This is a genomic window from Paracoccus sp. PAR01, from assembly GCF_014851995.1.
In the GTDB taxonomy this organism is placed as follows: domain Bacteria; phylum Pseudomonadota; class Alphaproteobacteria; order Rhodobacterales; family Rhodobacteraceae; genus Paracoccus; species Paracoccus litorisediminis.
Map to the genome: position 1 here is coordinate 19,987 of NZ_JACVAW010000024.1, position 23,619 is coordinate 43,605.

General features: G+C 60.1%; 18 protein-coding genes and 5 pseudogenes. 10 read left to right on the plus strand and 13 right to left on the minus strand.

Annotation, left to right across the window (positions count from 1 at the left end):
- The first annotated feature begins 529 nt into the window (after positions 1-529).
- Positions 530-913, plus strand: coding sequence for a HipA domain-containing protein (locus IB235_RS25325; RefSeq protein WP_370576965.1), 384 nt, complete (start codon positions 530-532; stop codon positions 911-913).
- A 573-nt stretch (positions 914-1,486) separates the two neighbouring features.
- Here the strand turns inward: IB235_RS25325 and IB235_RS21650 are convergent.
- On the minus strand, positions 1,487-3,154 hold the full coding sequence (locus IB235_RS21650; RefSeq protein ID WP_192338494.1) for an amidohydrolase: 1,668 nt from the start codon (positions 3,152-3,154) through the stop codon (positions 1,487-1,489).
- Between the two features lie 38 nt (positions 3,155-3,192).
- Positions 3,193-3,546, minus strand: a complete 354-nt coding sequence (locus tag IB235_RS21655) for a cupin domain-containing protein (RefSeq protein WP_192338495.1) — start codon at positions 3,544-3,546, stop codon at positions 3,193-3,195.
- A gap of 172 nt (positions 3,547-3,718) precedes the next feature.
- Here IB235_RS21655 and IB235_RS21660 point away from each other — a divergent pair, with 172 nt between their 5' ends.
- A complete protein-coding gene (locus tag IB235_RS21660) occupies positions 3,719-4,300 on the plus strand; it encodes a GNAT family N-acetyltransferase (RefSeq protein WP_192338496.1) in 582 nt (193 codons plus the stop codon).
- Here the strand turns inward: IB235_RS21660 and IB235_RS21665 are convergent.
- Entirely contained in the window at positions 4,293-4,715 is a 423-nt protein-coding gene (locus IB235_RS21665; RefSeq protein ID WP_192338497.1) for an arsenate reductase ArsC, read from the minus strand. The genes IB235_RS21660 and IB235_RS21665 overlap by 8 nt on opposite strands.
- A 322-nt stretch (positions 4,716-5,037) precedes the next feature.
- On the opposite strand from IB235_RS21665, the gene IB235_RS21670 reads away from it, so the two are divergent.
- The 4 genes from IB235_RS21670 to IB235_RS21685 are packed head-to-tail and all read left to right on the plus strand — an operon-like array spanning position 5,038 to position 7,994.
- Entirely contained in the window at positions 5,038-5,220 is a 183-nt protein-coding gene (locus tag IB235_RS21670) for a ribbon-helix-helix protein, CopG family (protein WP_192338498.1), read from the plus strand.
- 2 nt (positions 5,221-5,222) lie between these two features.
- Positions 5,223-6,740: a CHAD domain-containing protein gene (locus tag IB235_RS25955; RefSeq protein WP_192338499.1), complete on the plus strand. Its 1,518-nt coding sequence runs from the start codon at positions 5,223-5,225 to the stop codon at positions 6,738-6,740.
- A gap of 1 nt (position 6,741) precedes the next feature.
- Complete coding sequence (locus IB235_RS21680; RefSeq protein WP_192338500.1) at positions 6,742-7,503, plus strand: AAA family ATPase; 762 nt, start codon at positions 6,742-6,744, stop codon at positions 7,501-7,503.
- The gene (locus tag IB235_RS21685) at positions 7,500-7,994 is read left to right on the plus strand and encodes a CYTH domain-containing protein (protein WP_192338501.1); all 495 of its coding nucleotides are present in this window, start codon (positions 7,500-7,502) and stop codon (positions 7,992-7,994) included. The genes IB235_RS21680 and IB235_RS21685 overlap by 4 nt, the downstream gene beginning before the upstream one ends.
- 230 nt (positions 7,995-8,224) lie before the next feature.
- Here the strand turns inward: IB235_RS21685 and ppk2 are convergent, their stop codons facing one another.
- The 6 genes and pseudogenes from ppk2 to IB235_RS21710 form a co-directional block, all read right to left on the minus strand.
- Positions 8,225-9,052 carry a polyphosphate kinase 2 gene (gene ppk2, locus IB235_RS21690; RefSeq protein WP_192338502.1) on the minus strand — a complete coding sequence of 276 codons (828 nt, stop codon included), beginning with the start codon at positions 9,050-9,052 and terminating at the stop codon, positions 8,225-8,227.
- A 20-nt stretch (positions 9,053-9,072) separates the two neighbouring features.
- Positions 9,073-10,842 carry a SulP family inorganic anion transporter gene (locus IB235_RS21695; protein WP_192338503.1) on the minus strand — a complete coding sequence of 590 codons (1,770 nt, stop codon included), beginning with the start codon at positions 10,840-10,842 and terminating at the stop codon, positions 9,073-9,075.
- 134 nt (positions 10,843-10,976) lie between these two features.
- Positions 10,977-11,438, minus strand: a complete 462-nt coding sequence (locus IB235_RS21700) for a histidine kinase (RefSeq protein ID WP_192338504.1) — start codon at positions 11,436-11,438, stop codon at positions 10,977-10,979.
- Between the two features lie 285 nt (positions 11,439-11,723).
- Positions 11,724-12,392: pseudogene (locus tag IB235_RS25335) on the minus strand (transposase); the annotation flags it as partial.
- Positions 12,393-12,531: 139 nt separating this feature from the next.
- Positions 12,532-12,681 (minus strand): annotated as a pseudogene (locus IB235_RS25340) (integrase); the annotation flags it as partial.
- 42 nt (positions 12,682-12,723) lie between these two features.
- Positions 12,724-13,902 (minus strand): MFS transporter, encoded by a 1,179-nt coding sequence (locus IB235_RS21710; RefSeq protein ID WP_192338505.1) that lies wholly within the window; start codon positions 13,900-13,902, stop codon positions 12,724-12,726.
- A gap of 120 nt (positions 13,903-14,022) precedes the next feature.
- Between IB235_RS21710 and IB235_RS21715 the strand changes: the two genes are divergently transcribed.
- Positions 14,023-14,928 carry a LysR family transcriptional regulator gene (locus tag IB235_RS21715; protein ID WP_192338506.1) on the plus strand — a complete coding sequence of 302 codons (906 nt, stop codon included), beginning with the start codon at positions 14,023-14,025 and terminating at the stop codon, positions 14,926-14,928.
- On the opposite strand, the pseudogene IB235_RS25345 reads toward IB235_RS21715, so the two are convergent.
- Positions 14,899-15,078: pseudogene (locus tag IB235_RS25345) on the minus strand (hypothetical protein); the annotation flags it as partial. The gene IB235_RS21715 and the pseudogene IB235_RS25345 overlap by 30 nt on opposite strands.
- A 627-nt stretch (positions 15,079-15,705) precedes the next feature.
- Positions 15,706-16,986: an NADH:flavin oxidoreductase/NADH oxidase family protein gene (locus tag IB235_RS21720; protein WP_192338507.1), complete on the minus strand. Its 1,281-nt coding sequence runs from the start codon at positions 16,984-16,986 to the stop codon at positions 15,706-15,708.
- A gap of 73 nt (positions 16,987-17,059) precedes the next feature.
- Between IB235_RS21720 and IB235_RS21725 the strand changes: the two genes are divergently transcribed.
- The 3 genes from IB235_RS21725 to IB235_RS21735 all read left to right on the plus strand — a co-directional run bounded on the left by IB235_RS21725 (position 17,060) and on the right by IB235_RS21735 (position 19,743).
- Positions 17,060-17,437, plus strand: a complete 378-nt coding sequence (locus IB235_RS21725) for a MerR family transcriptional regulator (protein WP_192338508.1) — start codon at positions 17,060-17,062, stop codon at positions 17,435-17,437.
- 347 nt (positions 17,438-17,784) lie between these two features.
- Positions 17,785-18,660, plus strand: coding sequence for an arginase family protein (locus IB235_RS21730; RefSeq protein ID WP_192338509.1), 876 nt, complete (start codon positions 17,785-17,787; stop codon positions 18,658-18,660).
- 561 nt (positions 18,661-19,221) lie between these two features.
- The gene (locus tag IB235_RS21735; RefSeq protein WP_155042192.1) at positions 19,222-19,743 is read left to right on the plus strand and encodes a hypothetical protein; all 522 of its coding nucleotides are present in this window, start codon (positions 19,222-19,224) and stop codon (positions 19,741-19,743) included.
- Between the two features lie 1,065 nt (positions 19,744-20,808).
- Here IB235_RS21735 and IB235_RS21740 read toward each other — a convergent pair.
- Positions 20,809-21,300, minus strand: a pseudogene (locus tag IB235_RS21740) (ATP-binding protein); the annotation flags it as partial.
- Positions 21,278-22,919, minus strand: a pseudogene (gene istA, locus IB235_RS21745) (IS21 family transposase). The pseudogenes IB235_RS21740 and istA, both read right to left, overlap by 23 nt.
- Positions 22,920-23,619 lie beyond the last annotated feature (700 nt).

Sequence of the window (23,619 nt, forward strand, 5' to 3'; positions counted from 1 at the left end):
TGGCATAGTTCGGATTGTCGTGGGGAGGCCTGACTACTGATCAACCCGCTCTGACGGTCTATGCTAAAGCGACCTCGCGCGCTTCTCTGCTGACAGACACAGCCGTCCGCGTGTCGCGTCTTGCTCAACATAGTTTCACCAACCGCAACGGGTGACCTTAAGCGCTAACTGGCAGTTTTGTTTCTGCCCTCTATCTGGGGGTGATCCGCATGCCTTTTGCCCCCGAGCATGGCCTGCCGGGAGCCGCTCACTCCTCGATCTCGGTGATCCCGGTCCAGACTCTCGTGTGAATGAGGACATGAGGTCGTTGCGCGACCACAGGATCGAAATGAGCCCTAGCTGGTAACATTTACTGATCAAAGGCCGGGCCTCTTCGGATGTGCTTGGGAGCGTCGAGGCCGAGATCGCCTATGGGGAATTGATGAGAGCGGCGAGAGTTTCAACCAGTCCGATGTTTGCGCTTAATGGTGCCAAGGTGCGGTTCCTGGGGACGGACCGTTTCGATTGACTGGATGGATCGCGCCTGCATGTGGCGACAGTGGCCGGTCTGATCGACAGTGGATTGCGGCACCGGATCGTCGACTATATCGACTTGATGCGGATGGTGAAGGCAATTTGTCGAAGGTCGGCCGCAGTCGAAGAGATGTTCCGGCGTATGGTCTTCAGTGTTCGCGCCCTGAATCGCGACGATCACGTGAGAAACCACGCCTTTATCATGGATGCCCCAGGATCCTGGTCCTTGGCGCACGCCTATGACGTTTCTTTCTCTGAAGGACTGGGTGGTGAGGCCGGGGAAGGGCGGAAGCCTGATTTGGTGGCATTTCCGGAAGTGGCGCGCATTGCCGGGATCCGGCCAGCAAGGCGTGATGACATCATTGCCGAGGTGGATGGCGCAATTAGCTCAATGGCTTGAGACTGGAAGGGATTTGGATGTACCCGAGCGCTTGCTGACGCAGATTCGAGAGAAATGGCGAATGCAAGACGCTGGAAATGAACCAGATCATGAAAGGACCCGGCCGGTTTGAGCCGGTTCTTGGAGACTAAATCACTGCGTGGTAGCGTGCGGCGCGTTGCATTTTCCTCCCAGCGATCAGGCGTCGCAGCGCTTCGCCACTGCTCGGCTCCACTCGCATGCCGACGGTGGCGGTCCATGCGTCACCAGCTAAAGTGCGGAAACCGACATCGCAAAAGAACGGTACCTACCGCCCCGCGATCAGAATATGGGCTGATCCCTCATCGGCGGGCAGGTGAAAAAGACATGCGGTCTTACAGTTGAGAAGAATCCCAGAGCGGAGCAACAATGAGTATCGCAGCTTAAAGTCCGAGCAAACGACAGGACTCCGGCCCATTGCCGCCGATTGGTGGTGGCGAATATTGCCCGGCGGCAATCACCACAGCGGCCAGTCAGACGTGCGGCAGCGAAACGCTCTCAGCTAGTTACGGTGCGGACGGTCTTTGCCCCTGAAGAGGTACTCGCCGCGCGTCTTCAGGCCAATATTCCAGGGTCGTGGATGATGCGGCCACCGCAGATCGTCAGGATTACGCCCAGATCGGGGATCTTGATTGGATCCACGGCTTCGATGTCCCCGCCCAGTATCACAAGGTCGGCGGCGAGCCTGGTGCGCAGGGTTCCCGTCACCTGGTCGCGATGGGCCGCCCAGGCGCCGCCCGCCGTGTAGGCGTGCAGCGTCTCTAGCAGCGACAGCCGCTCATCGCGGGCACTGTCATAGGGCTCTCGCGTCAATGCCGCAGCGATCCCACGCAGCACCGAGACATCTGCCACCGGCCAGTCACTGGAGAAGGCGACTGCGGCGCCTGCCTTAGCCAGGCTGCGCCATTGGTAGGCATCCGCCCAACGCGCTGCGCCGATCCGCGAAAGCGTCGGCTGCAGCGGGAAATCCATCGCCCCCGGCGCGTGGGGCGGTTGCAGGCTGGCGGTGATGCCAAGTGACGCCAGCCGGGGAATGTCGGCGGGGTCGATCAGCTCGATATGTTCGATGCGGTGGCGGCTGTCGCGGGGACCGTTGGCGGCGCGGGCCGCCTGATAGCCATCTATCACCGCCCGCACCGCGCCGTCGCCGATGGCATGGACTGCGATCTGCAAGCCGCGCCGGTCGATCTCGGTGGCGATTTCGTCGAAGCGCTCCGGCGGGAACAACGGCTCGGACCGGTGGCCGGGCTGGTCGGGATAGTCTTGCAGCATAAAGGCGGTTCTGCTGTCGATCACCCCGTCCATGAACATCTTGACGAAGCCGGAACTGATCCAGTCATCGTCGAACTCCGCCGTCATGGCCGAGGCGCGGTCGAGCGCGTCCAGCCCCATATGCGGCTTGAAATGGAACGGAACCTTCACCCGAAGAGGCAGCGCGCCCTCGGCCTGCATCTCGGACAGCAGTTCCAGCATGTAACGGTTGCCGTCCATATTGACGAGGCTGGTCACGCCATGCGCGGCGCAATGCATCATCCCCTTCAGCAGCAGCGCCTTGTCCGCGGCGCGCTCGGCCTGCGTGGGCCAAGGATCGGGTTCCTCGCCGGTGGCAATGCCAAGGTTGACGCGCCCTTCGCCCGCAAAGGCGATCAACGGACCGAAGGCTTCGAACTCGCGCAGCTCGCCGGTGGCAAGGCCGTCTTCCCCCATGACGACCTCATGGCCATGCGGCATCTTGGCACCGTGGAGCAGCCCGGCAGCCTCCAGCGCGGCGGTGTTGGCCCAAACCGTATGCAGATCGGGCGACATCATCGCGATGGGGCGGTCGGCGATCATCTCGTCGAGATCTTGGCGCGTGGCGGGTTTGTCGAGGATGGTGTAATGCGCCTCTTGCGCCATGAGCAGCGGCATATCGGGGTTCGCGGTGGCAAAGGTTCGGAAGGCGGCACCCACCGCCTCGGCCCCGTGCAGATGACCGATATGCAGATGCGTCAGGTCCGCACCGCCAAGACCCACATGGACATGCCCTTCGAAGAAGCCGGGCAGCACCGTCCGCCCGCCTGCGTCGATGATCCTTGTCCCCGGCCCGGCCAGCGCAGCCACCTCTGCTGCGCTGCCCACCGCGAGGATGCGTTCACCGGCAATGGCCACGGCCTCGGCGCGGGGGTGGTCCGGGTCCATGGTCAGGACGCGGGCATTGGTCAGGATCAGGTCGGCGGTGGTCATGAGGTGGTTCCCGAGAGCGGCAGTCGCAGCGATGCGGCTTACTTCAGCTTGATGGCGAAGTGCTTGCGCACCGGCTCCTCGATGGTCCAGGTGCCCTTGAAGGTCGGCTCGACCACGAAGGCGTCGCCAGGTGTCAGCGTGACCGGGGCACCGCCGTCGGGGGTGATGGTGATGCGGCCCTCGATCAGGTGAACGAACTCATAGAACTGGTAGCTCGCGTGCCAGGTGCCGGTCGTCGCCTCCCAGGTGCCCGAGATCATGCTGCCATCGAGCGAGCTGTGCTGCACCCAGTAGCGCATGGTCGGATTGCCCTCGATCTTGGTCCAGCCCTCAAGGTCGGTGGTGATGGGCTCCGGGCCCGGTTCGGGGAAGCGGAAAACCGTGTCGTTCATTATCTGTCCTCGTGAGGCGCTTATGGGGTCGCACCACTTGGTAGGCGGCGCCCGCGTGGCGCGCAAGCCAGACCATCGGAGCAGGCACGCGATCCCCAAAGGGGCTGGCGAGAGGGCGCTAAATCGTCAAAGACTAAAGCGCGCGAAGAAAGTAGGCAGGGATACGATACGAATGGACATTCGCAAGGCCAGGGCATCGGATGCCGCGCATCTGGCGCGCTTCATCAACATGGCGGCGGACGACCTGCCGCTGCATTTCTGGCGCAAGACGGTCGGCCCGGAGGGCGACCCCTGGGCGCTTGGGCAAGAGCGCGCGGCGCGCGAGACGGGCAACTTCTCCTACCACAACGCTTGGCTGGCCGAGGTCGACGGTGCGGTGGCCGCCTGCCTGCTCGGCTATGCCGCCGAGGACCAGCCCGGCCCGATCGACCCGGACACACCGCCGATCTTCGTGCCACTGCTGGAATTGGAAGCGCTGGTGCCGGGATCATGGTACCTGAACGTTCTGGCCACCTACGAGGCCTTTCGCGGCAAGGGATTAGGCAGCGCGTTGCTGGCGTATGCTGAAGCAATCGCCGTCGCCGCCGGTCACGACACCATCAGTCTGATCGCCGAGGACACGCATCAGGACGCTCTCCGCCTCTATACGGCGAAGGGCTACCGGCAGGTCGCCCGCCGTCCGGTCGTCAAAGACGACTGGGATGTCGATGCAAGCGAATGGATATTATTCACGAAGCCCGTCGGTATCACCTGATCTGGCTACGCAAGGCCGCACCCGGAAGAGCCGGGTCAGTTCTGCGCCCCGGTGCCGATGAGGGGGTGGCAATGTTGCCGTGTCCACGCACACAAAGTGCTGCATCGTGCCAAAGCAGACAGACCTCGCTTTCCGCGTCGTCGCAGTCGTCGCAAACGGTAAAAACGAAATCCATTCGTGGCGCTTCGGGACGTTTGAACGCGTCCCAGCTTTTCGAACGGAGGCCGTCGGCTTCATGTTCGAGCCGTTCGAGCCGCTTCAGGGTAAAAGGATGCATCTTGGCTTTCGGCATCGAACCAGCCGTGAAGCGTTGAAGCGGCCCTTGCCTTCGGTTTTCAAAAATGGCCTCGGCCATGATGGAGCGGGCTGAGTTTCCGTGGCAGAGAAACAGGACGTTGTAAGCTTGGTCGGACATGGCATCCGCAGCAGATGCGGGTGATTAGGTCCAGATCGCGCAGTCAGGGCGGCCTGACGTCGCAGTAATCTGGCATGAAAAGCCGGGCGGACCTTGTGACCTCGTCCCGAAATTCTGGACTTTCGTACTTGTTAACTGCGGCCCTTGCTCCGTCAAAGAAGGTGGGCCGACATTCTGCGCGCAGGAAAGTGGGTTGATATGGCCTGACCTTTAGACAGCTTTCCAGAAACCCAAAATACGTGTGAGCTCTGCGCACGAGACCTCACTTGCGGTCGTAGAAGACCGATGACATCATGACGTCAAATAGTGCTCGTGGTGGGATATGCCGAAAGCCAAGAAAGCCAGTACTTCTGAGCCAAAGGAGGATAAGATCAACACCTCCCTTCGCCTTGATCGTAAAACCCTGAAGGCGCTAAAGGTCCGCGCTATTGAAAACGACACCAGCGTCCAAAAAATCATCGAAAAACTGATCACAGCCTATCTCAAGAAGACGGCAGAACGGTAACCGTGACCAAAGTGGCAAGTGGCATCATCGTCCTCGACGGACTCCCGAACATAGAGGAACGCATCGGGAAACTCACAGCACGGGTGAACGAGTCAAAGGATGACATACCCTTTGTGCTGCTTGACTGTCATGACGAGTCGATCCGAAAAATCGACCGGGCTCTGATGGAAACCGGCGAGACGCTGACTTTGCTCAGTAACAGTGAGGTCCTGACCCAGCCAGGCAAAGGCTCGGGGCGGTTTGTTGCGGATCTGGCCGACGGTCCGACGAAACGCGCGCTGAAGGGAACCTCGCCGCTAAGGAGCCTGCTGGTCGTCGGCTCGGGCATGCTCAACCATGCACAGCTTGCGCTGGTGGATGACGAGGGCAAGACCCATGCGCGGGCTGATCTCACTGTGCTGACACCGGACGGCGCCGGCCGCACGGTGACGCTGGTCTCGTTGCAGGGGCTCCGGGGCTATGACAAGGCGCTCGCGGCGTTGTCGGCATATCTGCGCGGCCCCGCCCCGGAAAAGGACCATGGCATCGCGGACCTGGTGGACATGCTCTTTCCCGAGCACGAATCCTATGATCCGAAGCCCGAGACCGCGATCGCACCGGACGAGATCGCCTATGATGCCGCCAATGACATCATACGGACCCATCTTGCCGTGGCGCGCCGGAACGAGGCCGGGATCATCGCCGACCATGACAGCGAATTCCTGCATGACTACCGTGTCGCCTTGCGCAAGATCCGCTCGGTCATCAGCCTGTTCCGTGGCAGCTATGGAGAGGCGCAGACTGCGGACCTTAAGCGGCGGTTTTCTGATCTCATGGCCCCGACCGGCCGGTTGCGCGATCTGGATGTCTATCTGCTAGGACGCGATGCCTTTTACGACTTGCTGCCCGAGTCCCTGCATGACGGGCTGCGATTGATGTTCGACATCTTCATCCGCGAGCGCCGACGCGAACATCGCAAGTTCGTCAAGCTTCTGGAAAGCCCGCAATATCGGATCGCGCTGACCGAACTGGAGGTCATCTTCGCGCAAGGCTCCGGCCCGGAACCCGGTCCGGAGGCCGCGCATCCGGCGCAGGACTATGCCTGTGGGCTGATTTGGCATCGCTATCGAAAGGTCTGCAAGATAGCGGCCAGGATCACCGAGGAAACGCCGGACGAAGAGGTGCATGAGCTGCGGATCAACTGCAAGAAGCTGCGCTATCTGATCGAGCTTTTCGCGCCGCTTTTCCCGCGTGGACGACTCAAGGCGCTTCTGTCACCGCTCAGGGAACTTCAGGAAAACCTTGGTCTTTTTAACGACTATTCAGTCCAGCAGGCCGCGCTGCAGGACTTCCTTGCGCATCACCCGCTCAAGGCACAGCAGGATGAACGCGCCATGGCCACCAGTATCGGCGCGCTGATCGCGATCCTGCATCAACGCCAGGCACAGGAACGGGCGCGTGTTGTCAAAAGTTTCGAAGCTTTCGACAGCCCGGCCACCCGGCGCGAGTTCGCCAGCCTGTTTCGTAGGAAAGGAGCGTGATGTGAAGATTATCGCCTGTTACAGCAACAAGGGCGGCGTCGGCAAAACGGCGACAGCGGTGAACCTTGCCCATGCTTTTGCCCGGTCTGGCGCGCGGGTGCTTCTGTGCGACCTGGACCCGCAGGGGGCGTCGGGATTTTATTTCCGCGTCAAACCCTCGAAGAAGCTGCTGGATGAGGCCTTCTTCAAGGATGCCGAACGCTTTGCCAAGGCGATCCGCGGCAGCGATTTCGACAATCTCGACATCCTGCCCGCCAACATGAGCTTCCGTGATTTCGACGTCTTTCTGTCCCGCATGAAGCACAACCGCGAACGGCTCGGCCGATCACTGAAATCCGTGGCGGGGGATTACGACATTGTCCTGCTGGACTGCCCACCGAACATCTCGATGCTGGCAGAGAACGTCTTCGAGGCCGCCGATCACATCGTCGTCCCGGTCATCCCGACGACACTGTCCGAGCGGACCTTCGAGCAGCTTCTCGATTTCCTCGATGACCATGCACAGGCCGACAAGATGAAGGTCGTGGCCTTCTTCTCGATGGTGCAGAAGCAAAAGACATTGCATGCCGAGACCATGGCCCGCATGCGAGAAACCTATCCTGATCGGTTTCTCGCGGTCGAAGTCCCGTTCTCAACCGATATCGAGCGGATGGGCACACATCGCGCGCCCGTCTCGACCTTCGCCCAGACGCGCCCGGCAGCAAAAGCCTATGACGAACTACAGCGCGAATTGCGCGCGCGCATGGAAGGAAACGACGGATGACTGACCGACCGCTGGAAATTGAGCGCAAATTCCTGCTACGCGTCCTGCCCGACCTCGACGGCGTCCCGTCAGCCGAGATCCGGCAGGGCTATGTCACCTCCTCCGAGGATTCTATCGAGTTGCGGCTGCGCCAATCCGACGAAAACCATTTCCTTTCGATCAAGGGCGGTGAGGGCCTTGTCCGTTCCGAGCGCGAGGTGGCGATCACCGCCGCGCAATTCGAGGCGCTTTGGCCGGAAACCGAGGGTCGGCGGGTGGAAAAGACCCGCTTCAAGGGCGGGCTTCCCGGTGGTCAGACCTATGACCTCGACATCTATGCCGGGGCATTGAAGTCGCTGATGACCGTCGAGGTGGAGTTTCCTTCGGAGGCCGCTGCGGAGGCTTTCGTGCCGCCGGACTGGTTCGGCATGGATGTGACGCTGGACAAGCGCTATCGCAACAAGGCGCTTGCAGTAGTGGATTCCGAAATGCTTGCGAAGCTTACGGGCTGATGAAGAAGCGTTATGGGGCGATGTTCCGTGCCCCCGGTAAAGCATGACGACGTGATCGTGGTTGCCAACCGGACAAGTGCCGGATCGCCAGCATGTCCGGCGCGCATTCGGCCAAGCGTATGGCCTATGAGGCGGTACACCAGCGTCGTGACATCGAAAAACGGCACCTCGGAATGGGCGCTTCAAGCCCCAGCTGATCAGGTGCCATCCCTGTTTACGCCTGCATAGCGTCAGGTCACGTTTGGCACGACATTGCGAAACAGGATATCCTTGGCGAAGCCTTTCGGCCGCTCCTGTCGCTTTCCGAATTCGGGCTTCCTGAACTTGACCCTCTCATAGGGGATGGACGCCAGCAGATGTGTGATCGCATTGATCCTCGCGCGTTTCTTGTCGTTTGAGTCGATGACCCACCACGGTGCCTGCTCGGTGTCGGTCATGCGGATCATCTCGGAATAGGCCGCAGTATAATCCCACCAGCGACGGTAGGATTCGACATCCATCGGGCTGAGTTTCCATTGCCGCACGGGGTCCTCGACGCGCTGGCGGAAGCGTCGCTCCTGTTCTTCCTCCGAGACATCAAGGAAGTATTTCAACAGGATCACCCCCGACCCGACCAGCCAGGCTTCCAGTTGAGGCAGACCTTTCAGAAAGTTTTTGACCTTGGCTTCAGGGGTAAAGCCCATCACGCGCTCGACACCAGGGCGATTGTACCAGCTTCGGTCGAAGATCACGATCTCTCCGGCGGCCGGAAGCTGACTGATATAGCGCTGCATGAATATCTGCGATTTTTCGCGATCGCTCGGCGCCGGCAGGGCCACGACGCGAAACACCCGCGGACTGACCCTTTCCGTGATGCGCTTGATCAAGCCACCTTTGCCTGCCGCGTCACGACCTTCGAAGATCACCACGATGCGCGCCCCGCTGTGTTTGACCCAAGCCTGCAGATGGGCAAGTTCGACCTGAAGGCGGGCGATCTCTTTCTCGTAGGTCTTGCGATCAAGCTTGGCCCCCTGATCCGCTTGTACTGTGTCGACCGGGATGTCCTTCTTCTTGCCCATGACCTTCTCCTGTTCGTCGATTACGCGGGCGCTGGTTCATTCCTTGCGTCCGCCGCTTCAGGTGCCGCGGCCCTGAAGGCGCGCAGCGCGTCATCCAAATCGTCAAAGATCATCGCCGGACCAAGTCGCGAGCTGAACCGGCAGCGCTCAAGCAGCGTCCAAACGCTTGATTGCACCTCGCTTAGGCCCATCCGGATACCAAGTCCCTCAAGATCGCGATGCATGTCCTCAAGCATGGCAATCGCGGTGCTGTCGATCTGCGTTATCGCCGAGGCGTCAATGATCAGCCAGCGTGTGTCGGGGGCGTGTTCGGCAATGATCTCGCGAAGCTGGCCATCGACGTGATCTGTATTGAAAAACAACAGATTGCCCTGAACAAAACAGATCAGAAGCCCGGCAACAGGCTGCACATCGGCTGAGCGGTGCAGCTTGTAGAACCCCAACCGTCCGGGGATCTGCCCCAGCAATGCCACCCTTGGCTGGATCTCCTTGAGGATGACGTAGACAAAGGTAGCGATGATCGCCACGACGACCCCTTGCAACACGCCGAAACTGATCGCGCCGGCCATGGCGATCAAGGCAAAGCCGAATTCGACCCGGCTGATGCGCCATATCTGTCGCAATCCGTCGAGGTCGATCACGCTCAGCGCCGCGGCAATCAGGATTGCCCCCAGCGCCGGGATCGGCAGGATCCGCAGATAGCTGGCAAAGAAGGCGACAGCGATGGCCAGCACAATCGCCGCCGCCAGCCCGGCAAGCTGGGTCTTTCCACCGACCGAGAGGTTAACGGCCGTTCGGGAATCCGATGACGTGACCGCAAATCCGCCCAGAAGGCCGGACACGATGTTTGCCGCGCCAAAACCACGCAGTTCGGCATTGGGGTCCACGTCCTCGCCAGTTCGGGCGGCAAAGCTGCGCGCCGTTATGATGCCGGCGCCGAAGCTGACGACAAAAATCGCCGCCGCGCCCAGCATCAGATCATCAAAGGGTAGCCCGGAATGAACCGGGAAACCGATAGATGGCAGTCCGGTCGGCAGGTTTCCGACGATCCTGATCCCCTTGGCCTCGAAATTGAAGATTGCGGATAGCAGCCCGGACAGGGCGACGACAATCACCGGACCGGGTATGCCCACCGGTCGCATCCTGACAAATTGCAGGATCGCGAACATGATGAGGGCAAGCAGAAGCGAAGGCCAGTGGATGCTGTGCGCCTTCTGTATCAACTCGGTCAATGGCCCGACCAGCCCGTCGGATTCGATCTTGAGCCCGGTCACGCGGCCGATTTGGCCGATGATGATCGAGATCGCCACGCCGATGAAGAAACCAGCGAGGATCGGCCGTGAAAGCAAGCTCGCGATATTGCCCAGCTTCAATGCGCTGGCCGCAAAGCAGATGAGACCGACGCCGATCGACAGCAGCGATGCTGCGCCGACAAGATCGGCCTGCGACAATCCCGGCATTTGCTGAAGGACTGTCGCCAGCACCGCCGCCATGACGGCCATGGTCGCGGCATCCGGCCCAACAATCAGCCGACGTGAGGGACCAAGCAGCGCATAGCCGATCACCGACCCGATACTGGCATAAATCCCGGTTTCAGGGGGCAACCCGGCAATTGCCGGATAGGCGATGGCGCTGGGAATGCCCACAGCGGCAATGGCAAGCCCCGCTGAAACGTCAGAGGTCAGCCATCCCGGTCGATAGCCTTGCAGGCTTGGCAAAACGCGCAGCCAAGCAGAGGGTTCGACTTTCTTCCGCTCTTCTGGCGATAGTTTCGGTGGGATGCCTACCATTCACTGAGACCTCGCCACTCAATCCTGCTCAGGCAATGAGAGGCAGCCGATTGTCCTGCCCGTCTGGCCGGATGCTCTGGCAGACTCTCTGGTGTCCGATGCCTCGCTGGCATGCAAGTAATCCCAAGCCGAAATCACACCGCCTTCGGTGCCCAATCCAGATAGAAACCCACGTCTCCGGGCATGCCATCGGGAAAGTTGATGATCATCGCTTTCAGCTTGTAGCCCTTTGGCTGCAGGTTTGTCTTGAACCTGTCGTAGAAATCCCGCGCCTTGCCTTGCAGCGTCTCGGGCCAGTCACGTTCGGCATTGTTGATAGCCCGGCCGTTATCGGTGCAAAGCTTCGAGGGGAAGCTGTAGACCATCACCTCGAACTGGCCCTTCTCGACCGCATTCATGACAAGGCGGCGGATCAGTTCGCGTTCACGCTCGCTGACTTCACCCTTGAGGAACTCCTCGGCGGCACGGGCGCGCTCCTGACGCTCGGTGTCGAGAAGCTTGGCGCGGCGCTCCATTTCCTCCAGCTCTTTTTGCAGATGCAGCAGGCGCAGCTCATCGGCGGTCGGGACGGCGGCTTTGGGGTCGGATTGGGTCATGGCCCTGTTTCTCCTTGCGCTGGATTTGTCAGGAAATGCTGCTAGCCTCCGGACAACCGGCTCCCCGGAAGATGCCACATTTGGCAGTAGTCCGGCTCGTATCGGCAGGTAATTTACAGTAATTAACGCCGCCGGTTTGGGGCAGATTGCCGCATCGCGGCTAAAACTCGGGGAGGCCGCGCTTCAGAGCTGCTTGGCCCGCACAGGCCGCCCTTGACCCAGCCCCAGTCATGAGAGCGATATGACGCAAGGCACCAACCCAAAGCGTCCCCGATAGCCCGATCACGTTGCCATGGGCGCTGCCCTTGTCAGCGGACTCCATCGTCGCCAGAGCGCCCGTCCGAGGTATTATGATGCCCCCAAGGCCTCGTTACGCGCCACGGCACCGACGGCGACGGCCTACCCACCGCGCATTCTTGCGGGGTGGAATGACCTCATGGGCTCCACGCTCGGCGATCGGAACCATCGGCGGTAAAGCTACCAATCACCTCACCCGTCGGAATCTCGCAAAGCAGATCGGGCAAAGAGGAGGGTCAGAAAACAGTCCGGCGGACTGTTCTCCCGCCGAATAGGCCGTCATCGAAATGGATCCGGGTGACCTCAACAGCCAAGACGTTCAATATTTGCTCATCCATCGCGAGGTGGATCTTACGTCAGACCCGCCGCTTGGCGATGCCATGCTTGCGGGCGTGCCGCTCGCCCTTCACTTCAGTACCGGGGCTGTCGATCAGCAGTGCAGCTGCCCTCTGGAGCCGCGATACAGGATGGTCACGGCAAGCGTCTTCTGGCGACGTGAGAGTGCTGAACTGAGGAGGGCAAGCGAGTCTTTCCGTGGAAGGATCGCCCGACGAAGGGCACCTTCCAGTTCACGCCGATCAGACGCAGGAATCCTTCCTCAAAGCCGGTCGTTTCCCGCAAGGACATGCCAAACAGCACCTTCCTTGTCAGGCACGTCGTCCGAGATCAACGGAAAGTTTGATGACAACACATCGTGCTAGTGCAGCGAATGGCGGTTTTCCGCACGGCTGCCAGCTCATTGGGGATTTCGTTGTTCACAGATCAACTCCCTCTGACAAGGTGAGTGCGTCATCAAGATCGGCGCCACCTTCGTTCGGCGCATCGAATGGGTGCCATAGGCACTGGGTTCCAGGCCTATCGAATTCACCCATTCCCGCAGGATCCGCGCGTTCTGTCGTGTCGACAGGTGCGGCCTGTGGTGCAGACGACTGGCCCATAAGTACTTAAGGGTAACTGCAGAATGACAGAGAATATGAGGTGCATACCGCTAAGCCACCCTGCTTATTTGGCGCGGCACAGCAGCGATGACGAATACCGAGGTTAATGCGAGGAGCACGGCTCCGAATAGGATCGGCGCCAAGGGGCCACCCAGATCAAGTGCGTATCCGCCCAGGCCAGCTCCAGCGGTATTGGCCAACTGGATCACCGCGACCTGCAAGCCTCCTGCGCTTTCAGCGTCATCGACCAACTCGCGCGTCACCCATGTAGACCATGCGACCGGGACGAAGCCAAAGCCAAAGCCGTAGATCGCGATTAATGCGACAACTGCGAAGGGAATAGTGCCGAACGTGGCTAACCCGATCGCACATCCGGCCAGAACCAAGGGTGCAAAAGCCAAAGTAATGCGAAGACTGTGGCGCAGAGCAATGGAAGACAGCGACGTTCCGACGAAGTTCGCTACGCCGAAGACTAGCAGCACGAAAGAGACACCCTCAACACCGAAGCCAGAGACACGCTCGAAGAACGGCTGCAGATAGGTCAAAACGGAAAACTGTCCGGAAAAGACGGCGAAGATCGCGAGCATTGGCAAGCATACGCCAGGCCGACCGAGGAGCGCGACGACTGCCGCGAAGTTACCACTCCCACGGGGAGGCATCTTGGGAAGCGTGATCGCCTGCCAAATCAGGCAGATGACTCCGAATGCCGCCGCCACGATGAACACGCCACGCCAGCCGATCAGGCCGCCGAGGAAACTACTGAGCGGGGCCGAGGCAACCATCGCAACAGACACCCCGCCAAACACGATCGACAATGCTTTGGGCACGTCCGATGCGGGAACCAGTCGCATGGCGAGAGACACCGCCATCGCCCAGAAGCCGCCCAGTGCCAGGCCGAGCAGCACACGTCCGACCAGCATCCATGCATAGTTCGGTGCAACAGCAACAATCAGACTGGATGCGATCAGAAGCACCGAAAAGCCCATGACGACGAAGCGTCGATCAACGCCTCTGGTCGCGGTGGTGACGAACAAGCTGGCGAAGATGGCGACGAAGGCCGTGACCGAGACCGACTGACCGGCCATGCCCTCACTAATCGAGAGACCTTGCGCCATAGGGGTGAGCAAGCTTACCGGCAGCAATTCGGCGGTAATGAGCGCGGCCACGCCAACGGCAATGGCAAAAATTGCGGGCCAAGCGGCGGTTTTGGGTGGGCTATTGTTTGGCATTCTACGGTCCTTGCCTTCGGGCCTCCCAACCCGGCGTTACGTTGAGAGCGAGATGTAGGGCTGGACCGTCTGTTGCACTACGTGTTATTAATTTGATGTAGTGTGAAACAGAGTTTCATAATGACACGGCCGAACCTGAACGATCTGAGCACTTTTGTTGCGGTCGCCGATGCGGCTAGCTTCACAGGCGCGGCAGCGAAACTGGGCCTGTCGACGTCGGCGGTTAGCCACACCGTCAGAAAGCTGGAAGCTGAGCTTGGTGTCCGGCTTCTCAACCGGACCACTCGAAGCGTCACCCTGACAGCGGCGGGGGAGCGGCTGATGTCGGGCTTCGCCCCGATGCTCAACCAGCTTGACGAACATTTGGCAGCGCTGGCGGATCTGAGGGAGAAACCCGCCGGCAACCTCCGGATCACCAGCGATGAGTATGCCGTCGAGACAGTTCTGATGCCCGCGCTTGCAGAGGTGGCCCGTGACTACCCTGATATCCACGTTGAGATCGTTGTCGACTACGGCCTCATCGATATCGTAGCCGAGCGTTTCGATGCCGGAATTCGCCTTGGCGGCATTATTGCCAAAGACATGATCGCCATGCCGATCAGTCCTGAGATGCAATCCATAGTAGTCGCGGCCCCCAGCTACATGGCAGGTCGACCCGTTCCTTCCGTTCCAGCGGATCTGATGCAGCACCGTTGCATCAATTTGCGCCTACCGACGCACGGTAATATTTATGCTTGGGAGTTCGAGCGAAACGGCCGTGCCATGGAGGTCAATGTCAATGGCCCGCTGGTTTTCAACAGCCTGACTCCAATCTACTCGGCAGCCCTGCGTGGCCTTGGTTATGCATACATGCCTGCACTTCTTGTCAGAGAAGATCTTGCCGCCGGTCGACTTATCAGGGTTCTCGAAGAGTGGACGCCGCCCTATGAAGGATATCACATTTACTATCCCAGCCGCCGCCAGATGATGCCCGCGTTCCGTGTGCTGCTGGATACACTACGACGAAACCGGATTGCTCACTGTTAGGTTCGTCGAGTGCGTCGCAAGTTGCCTACGCGCCCTTTTTCTGCGGAAAGATCGAGGGTCCGACAAGGACTTGAAAATGCAGATTTCGGCGGTCTGGCGGTCGGAATCTCGGGAGGAGATCCGCTTGCCACAGGATTTGAGGCACCGCATCCAATCGCCGGGAAAACAGTCCCGCGGACTGTTTTCTGGCCGTATATGTCCGGCGTGCCCGCACTGACGGTGAAAGTCCGCGGTTGATAATGTTTATGATCCAAAATGGACATCGGCGGGCATGAGGGGCCAGCGGCGGCGGCTTTGATCTCATGAGGAGTAGCGCTCGATCTGCATGCAGACACGTGCTGGACCTATACCGGTTTCGTTCCTGTCAGGTGCTCATGTTATGCAGACCTTCTGCTCGAAGGTCGCTGGATCACACCACCTGCAGCGTGAGGGCAACGACGTGGAACAGCTTCCTGCCGATGTCGATGCCGAAAGCGGCAGTCTCAGGAATTGATCTGGTTCCCATCCTTTCTTTCCATTTGATGGGGGCTTCCCTGACGCCAGGGTAGAGTGCAGGGCGGACTATCCTAATTGATGCCGCAGCCAGCTCAACACCGCGAGAGGGCCGAGAAAGCCGTGGCGACAAGAAGGGTGAGCATTGCGCTCGACCATTGTCCCCGGACCAATGGCGGACATGGTCTCGCCCTGTCGGGCGTTCGACGTCAACGAGACTTGCTTCATCACAATGCGCGACATCGCTCACGACATGCAGGATACGCCGGGTCACCGGCGCTTCCTTCACTCTTCGCCGCGCCGGCGCAGCCAGCTGCGATAGCCACGATTGCGCCGCCGGGTGCGCAACAGATCGCTCAGCAGGACGCCCGGCGCCCAGGCCGCAGCATTCGGGACCTTGCCCTGGCCCATCCGCCGCAACTGCAGCTTGGTCATCGCCATCGTCGCAAGGCCCGCCAGCGCGCGCCGCCTCCAATGCACTGCGGGAACTGTCACTGCCATTTCGGCAGTAAGCCAGCGTTTCGGCAAGTCGGGCGCATAGGCCAATGCCTGGGCGATGCCGACCATCGCCACGCCCTCCCGCCCCTCCTCGGGCGAAAGGGCGTCCTCGGCGGTGCCGCGGCGGCGGATACCGCCGGTGACCATGACAGGCATCTTGGCCACCGCCACAATGTCGCGCGCGAAATCGAGGAAATAGGCCTCTCGGGTGCGGGTGCTGGCGCGCTTCGTCTCCTCCTGTGGGCGCCCGTGCATGGCCGGGCTTTCATAGCTGCCACCGGAAACCTCAACCAGATCGACGGCTTCGGCATTCAACATCTGGACCACGGACATCGCATCCGCCGCCTCGAACCCGCCCTTCTGGAAATCGGCTGAGTTGAGTTTGACGCCTACGCCAAAACCGGGGCTGACGCGCACTCGGACGGCGCGGACGATTTCGATCAAGAGGCGTGCGCGGTTTTCGAGGCTACCGCCCCAAGGGTCATCGCGCCGGTTGGTCAGAGGCGACAGGAACTGGCTTAGCAGGTAGCCATGCGCGGCATGGATCTCGACGCCGTCGAACCCCGCTTGTTCTGCCAGCGAGGCGGTCTCGGCAAACTGACCTATGACGCGGGCAATATCCGTCTCGGTCATGGCGCGAGGTTGCGCGAAAAGTTGCGAATATCCCTCGATCTCGACCTGCACGGCCGAGGGGGCGATCGCTTGCGGATTGGTGGCGACATAGACCTGACGGCCGGGGTGGTTGATCTGCATCCACATCCGCGCGCCCTGCGCCTTGCCTGCCACCGCCCATTCCCGGAACGGCTGCAGCGATTGGTGTCGATCCAGAACCACCCCGCCCGGTCCGGTGACCGCATCTGCCGCCACCATCACGTTTCCGGTAATCAGCATCCCGGCCCCGCCTGCGCCCCAATGCCGGTAAAGCCCCCGCAGCGCTGCACCCGGCAGATGCTGGCGATCCGCCATGTTTTCTTCCATCGCGGCCTTGGCGATGCGGTTCGGGACGGTCTGTCCGTTGGGCAGCAGGAGTGGCTGGAAGAGGGTCGATTCGAGTTGTTTGTCGAACATGTCTGCGATCCTTGCTATCGGTTCGCAGCCTATATAAGGTTTGAACCTATGTTTAAGGTCAAGGGTCCTTCGCATGAAAATAGGAGACATCGCGAAAGCTGCCGACGTGACCACCTCGCGCATCCGGTTTTACGAGCGAAAGGGGATCATTCCGCCCGCAGATCGCGGCAAGAACGGCTATCGTGACTATCCCGAGGATCTGGTCGCCCTATTGCGCTTCATCGAACAGGCGCAAGGCCTTGGCTTCACCCTGCGCGAGATCGCCGATGTGGAAATCGGCATCGGGGAACACATCGTGTCCTGCACCGACGCCTTGGCATTGTTGGCAAAAAAGCACGCGGCCGTCGTCAGCATGATCGCCGAAGCCAAAGACAGGAAGCATCGAATTGAGTCGCTGATGGCCGAACTTGAGGCGAGCAGGCTAAAAGAGAAGGTTGTGGCGACCGACTAAGTCGGAACGTCACTGGGCTGCTAGTTCCAAAGCAGCCTTTCGTTTCCTTTGCAGCGAGTGGCAACATCCGTCCTCCGGGCGCTTGATCCCGTGACTTCGAGATTGGAAGTCCTGCGCTGGCGAAGGGTGGAAATGTCCGCATCGTGTGGCGGCAACCGGCAGTTCGAATGTCGACTTGTCCCAGAAGTTCGTCGGGCGCTGCCCCGGCGGCCTTCGCGACGAGCGGCAACTTCGTCCTGCATTACAGGCGAAGCCGTGTGCTCTTGGTTGCGCTTTCCGATAGCAGGGCAGCTAGCTCGATTGTCGTGTATAGTCGCCACCAGCAATCAAAGGAGCAAGTAAGACGCATGACGCAGACATCTGGCACGCTTCGGCTGGTGGTGCCGCAATGGCAGGGTGGCGAGAACCACGCCTATCCGCTCGGGGCGCGAATGCTTGCATGGCTTGCGCCGCAGAACGGGGACAGGACAGTCGAGATCGCTGTGCCCGATCCCTCTGCCATGCCACTGCCACTAGAGGGCGGGATTGCCGGACGCGCTGCTCTGATGGAGCAGATGAAACAGATCCGCAGCGTTCTTGAACATCATGCGCCGGAGCGGGTCGTTATCTTTGGCGGCGATTGCCTCGTGAACCAAGCGCCCTTTGCTTGGTTGAACGAACGTCACAACGGGAAGTTGGGAGTCCTCTGGCTCGACGCGCATCCCGACGTAGCGACCCCCCGCGACCGCTCGCGCGCGCACACCATGGTGCTTGGCAACCTGCTGGGGCGCGGTGATTCCGAAATGGCGAGCGAAGTCGCGGTGCCGCTCGACCATGCGCGGGTGATGATGGTTGGCCTGTCGCGGCTTTTGCCCTACGAAGCCGAGGAGATCGAGGTTTTGGGACTGCTGGCGCTCGGCACGGATCAAGTTGCGTCATCCTCCGATCAGATCCTGGATTGGATCCGGGCTGAAAGCATCACTCACCTTGCTGTGCATTTGGACCTCGACGTGCTGGATCCGCAGGTCTTCCGGTCACAGGGCTTCGCGGTGCCGGGGCAAGTGCTGGAGGGCGTGATGGCCGAACGCGTTGGGTCGATGACATTCGAGCAGGTCCTGCGCATCATCCGCGACGTCTCTGCGGCTTGCGACGTCGTGGGGCTCGGCATTACCGAGCATATGCCGTGGGACGCAATCAACCTGCGCAACACATTAGCTGGCATACCGATCCTCTCTGGACTGTGAAGGAAATCGGGCGGTGCAGGACAGACTTCACGGACGACCGGTTAGCCGGCGCGAGGTTTCACTGGCGCAGTATATACGTCTGATCATGCGCGATCCCGTCAGGGTGTTTGCTATCAAAGCGCCGCAACGAAGGGCAGCTTAGTCGACGATTTTCTCGCCGCAAGGCGATCGTCCTGACGGTCACATCTTCCACGTCATAACCGAGTTAGCGGACCGTGCTATCCATATTCGAGTGACCGAGCAACTGTTGCTCAGCCCGACGGTTGGGGGTCCGCAGACAGACTCTCGTCGGCGCGAAATGCCGCCCAGCATCAATAGTGCTCGACCGTCGGCTATGGGCCGACGCCTATCGATCAAATAGGGCTGGGGTGACGATTTTGGGAAACCGCGCAAATCGCCCTAATGTGATAGCGACGGCCGCTCGATATTGGTCCCGGCGGCTCGAAACATTGTTCGGGGGGGGCCTGTCGTTTGCTCGGACGTGGAGCTGCGACACTCAGTGTTGCGTCGTTCTAAGATTCCCCCCAACCTACACTTGGCGTAATTACTGAGGTCCGGTTGGTGGCGATGAAGAAAAGAGACCTCAGAAACTCCAGCCGTGGTGCCATCGCGGCGGGCGCGGCAGCGGCGGGGGTCGTGTCTTTCGGCACGATTTTGCTTGGCGCGGCCGCGCTTGGTGCCGTCGCCGTGGGAGCGCTCGCGGTCGGGCGGCTCTCTGTGCGCCACACAAAGCTGCGACGGGTCGAAATTGATAATCTTACTGTCGGTCGCCTCAATATCGGCGGTGACAGGCGAAGTGTCAGCGTCCGGGTGCGGGCGCAGCCGGGCAAGGGCGAAGCGCTGCAACGCTTGATCGCTGGGGAGGTCGGTGCAATCGCGTCGAACGCTACCCTTCTGGCGCATCGCTCCGAGGTAGACCCCGAGCTTTTTATGCTCCAGGCCTCGTGGTCCGTCGCAGACCGCGACACTCCCTACGAGCGCCCGTTAGTTCTCGATGCGTTAATTCGCGAAGCCGCTGCGAACGGGCTCATCGCCACGTCGTCTGCGGAACCGGTCGCCCTCGAAGTCTTTCGGTCGATCTGACCTGGCCCGGTTGGCGCTTGATCGACCCCCTGCTTGACGACGCCAATGGTCCACTCATCGCTACGTTTTACTCCTTGTAGCATGAGCGAGCTTCCACTCAGTCAGTACAGGAAAGTGGCGCAGAGCGACGTTGTTTTTGAGCCCATAGCGGCCATTCCGCAGCGGGCGATATCGCTGCAGTGCAGCATTTCCGAAGCAGACCTTCAAGCCTTGGGCTTCGGGGCGAAGAGGTCGTCAAACCAAGTATGGCTCCAGTCGCAGCTTGGCTAGCGCTTTGGCATGTTGATATCCGACGAATGGTACTTAAGCGCGAACCAGCATTGTTGTTCCGTCAAGGTTTGCTCAGTGCCCTATCGTTGGACATCAGGGCGGAGGTTTTGCGTGCATACGTTCCTCAATACGCAGGCAAGGGATGGTGTCGCGCCGGCATCGGGCACGGAGAGTTGAAGCGCGTAGCGTATCCCCAACTTAGCCAACTCGTTCGAGAACTGTGGGATGATGCATATACTGGCCATGATAGTCGGGAACTTCTGCTAGAGATGATTTGGCTAACGCTGCTGCCGAATTGCGCGGATCTATCGCTTGCAGCGGCTCTGGACAACACATTGGAGCCACATCATCGCACCTACGCGTCTTGGGGCATATTGGCCGCGGGAAATCTGGACAAAAAACAAGAGCTGGCACAAGCCATTTTGAGTTGGGCTCTCCCACAACGCATTACAAGGAATGTTCTACTAAGAATGGTGCCTTCGTTGATCGGGATAAGCGACTTCTTGCAGCTCGTGGATGGACTGGACAGCACGCCAAACGATGTCCACGGGCTAAACTGCACCATCTGTCGTGCAGACAAATCCTACGACCTAAGCCGCGAAGAACAAATCACTTTACGGGATGCACCGGCAGAGGCCATCTGAACAACACGACAAGTTGATTGCCGTATGTACTGCGCTCGATCTGTAAAGGACCACTACCAAGACGGACTGTATGCGAGTTGTCATGCAACAATTCCGAAGAATGACGAAGAGCCGACAGCTTGGGCGAAGGCGCTGGCAGTCCATTTCGGGGAATGACGAAGTCGAGACGGGTCACGTAATCGGCCAGTCGCCCTTGCTTTCCGTTGCGGGTTTCTGTTTCCAGCCGGTGCACCAGATCGACGACGTTGAAGAAGCGGCCACGGGTGCCATTGCGGATCAGGGCGCGGGCAACTGCGATGGCGAGATGCGTCTTGCCGGTGCCCGTGCCGCCGATCAGGACCACGTTGCGCTGATCCGCGACAAAGTTGCCCGTCGCCAATTCCCGGATCAGGCCCTCGTTGATCGGAGTGCACGTAAAATCGAACTCCTCGATATCCTTGGCCAAAGGCAGCTTGGCCACCGTGAGTTGGTATCGAATGGACCGGGCCTGCTTCTCGGCAATCTCGGATTGCAGCAGGTCGCCGACAATACGCAGTGGCTCATGCTGGCGCTTGATCCCGTTCGCCATGACTTCGTCATAGGCGCTGCGCATGCCGTAGAGCTTGAGCGTGCTCATCAGATCAAGGACTTGAGTGCGTTCCATGCTGAGATGCCCTCCTGAGGCTGTCGTGAGCCGCGCGCAGTCGGCCACAGGCTCGTGGGTCAGGCGCAACGCGGCTGGGGTGAGCAGGAATGGCGGCGGTGCGGGCTCGCGCCGCCTGGCGAGGATATTGATCACGACCGGGGCGGAGTGGACGCCATTGTCGAGAGCCTCCCGGCAGGCGCCCTCCACCGCGGGCAACCCATCATCGGCAACGCAACTGAGGATCTGGATCATCTGCTGATCGCCATCGTCAGCGCCCTGCAACTTGCGCCGGATGGCTGCCAGTGCTGGCGGCAAGAGCCAGTTCCGGAACGGTGCACCATTGCGCAGGGCACCCGGTTTGCGCGCCAAAACAGGCACATAGTGCCAAGGATCATAGACGACCTCGCTGCGCCCGAAGGCCCGGATATGTTCGCCCACGATCACGCCATTCTGCCGGATCACGATGCGCTCGGCATAGGCATAGACCTCGACCGGTCGCCCGACAGCCGTCGCCAGAACCGAATACCTGTTCCTCAGGAAAACGATCCCCCGGATCGTTTTCTGATCTTCGTCACTTGTCGAACCGGACCGAGCAGGTCTTGGAGAGCGAGACCATGTCCACCATTGGTCCGAGGACAATGGTCGAGCGGCCGGCACGCTGTGGAAGCCGTCAAAGTGGCCAGCATAGAGAACGAGTTTGGGCCGTTCGGCCTCGAACATCTCCCACACGGTCTTGTCCGACTGCTCGGGATGGCGATGTGCCTTGGCATAGGCCACGCATTTGTCGATCAGCCAGGCGTTCAACTCATAAAGGCTTTTGATCCGAAGCCGCGGCGTGAAGAAGCGCTCCCGCACCAACCCCACTTGGTTCTCGACCTGTCCCTTCTCCCAGCCAGCCGCAGGTGTGCAGGCTACGGGATCAATCAGGTAGTGGCTGAACATCTGCAGGAGTGAGCCGTGAACGCCATCGGTCCGAGTGAACGGGCGAACACGGTTGTAGAGGCGCTTCTTTCCAGTGAAAACCGCCTCCACCGCCGTCTTCATATTGTCGTAGATGCCGCGCGTGCAGGTGCCCCGGAAAAAAGCGAAGGCGCGGTCATGGGCATCGAAGACCATTTCCTGGCTCTCGCGCATATAGGCGCGCACCAACACATCCGGCTATGGCAGAGCCGGACATGCGCGACCTTCACCGTGACCGTCGCGCCTGCTATCACCACGACCTCATGGCTCCAGTCGAATTGGTAGGCCTCGCGCGGTTCGTAATAGAGCGGCACATAGGCTTCGGTGGTGGTGGTGCCGCGCCCCTGCGACCAGGTCTTGGCGAAGCGGCGAATGGCGTCATAGCCACCCTCATAGCCAAGCGCCCGCATCTCCTCAAAGATCCGGATTAGGGTCAGCCGTTCTCGTGACGGCTTGCCTGCGTTTGAACTCAGAAACTGCTCGAGCTGCTCCTGCCAGGGGCCGATCCGAGGCAAGGGCTGGCGGGTTCGCTCGTAGCTGAACTCCGTCTCATCAGACCGAAGGATCTTCCGCACCGTGTTGCGCGACACATGCAACTCACGCGCGATCCTCTTCATCGACCAACCCTGGACGTAGAAGGCCCGCCGGACCCTCGCGATCGTATCCACCCCCTTCATCCCCTTCTCCGTCTGCTGACCCGCAGCAAACGGACTGACGAAAAATAAAAGGGGTCAAAATTCGGCGCCGATGTCTCCGTTCAAGGGGACAAAGTTGCACGCCGAAACACAGCTCTATAGTTTTCCGGCTGCGCAAAACAGATCGCGGCGTTTTTGATTTCACACAAGAAGCTGTTGCGGTCGATAAGAATCGTACAGATATTCGGCTTCACCACGAACCATGCCCGGCTATGCAACAGTCGAATTGGGAAGAGAGACATGGAGCTTGCGCGAACTGGAGCACGCTCTAAACAACCAGCTAGTCGGTAAATACCTACAGCACGACAATTGCCGTGCAGGGTGTCTACTGATTTGCCCAGCTAATGCGAAGCGATGGCGACACCCCGATACAAATGCATGGAAGTCTCTGGCGGACGTAGTCGAATATTTGGAAATGATGGCAAGAGAGGTGATGGCTGCACGCCCAGAACTACATGTTGCGGTAAAGGGGATTGATTACTATCGAGCCTGAGAGGTTTCGAGCTATCAAAAACTGATGTGATCAATTCAAGAGTGCCCTGCCTACCAATTTTGGACCATCTAAAGCCGGAGTTTCCGGCCTTGGTCATGGCGGCGGGCTGGTGACGCGGCCGGGAAAGTGCAGCGCGCTCGGGACGTTGTATCCGATGGCGCTGTGGGGTCGGTCGTCATTGTAGTGTCT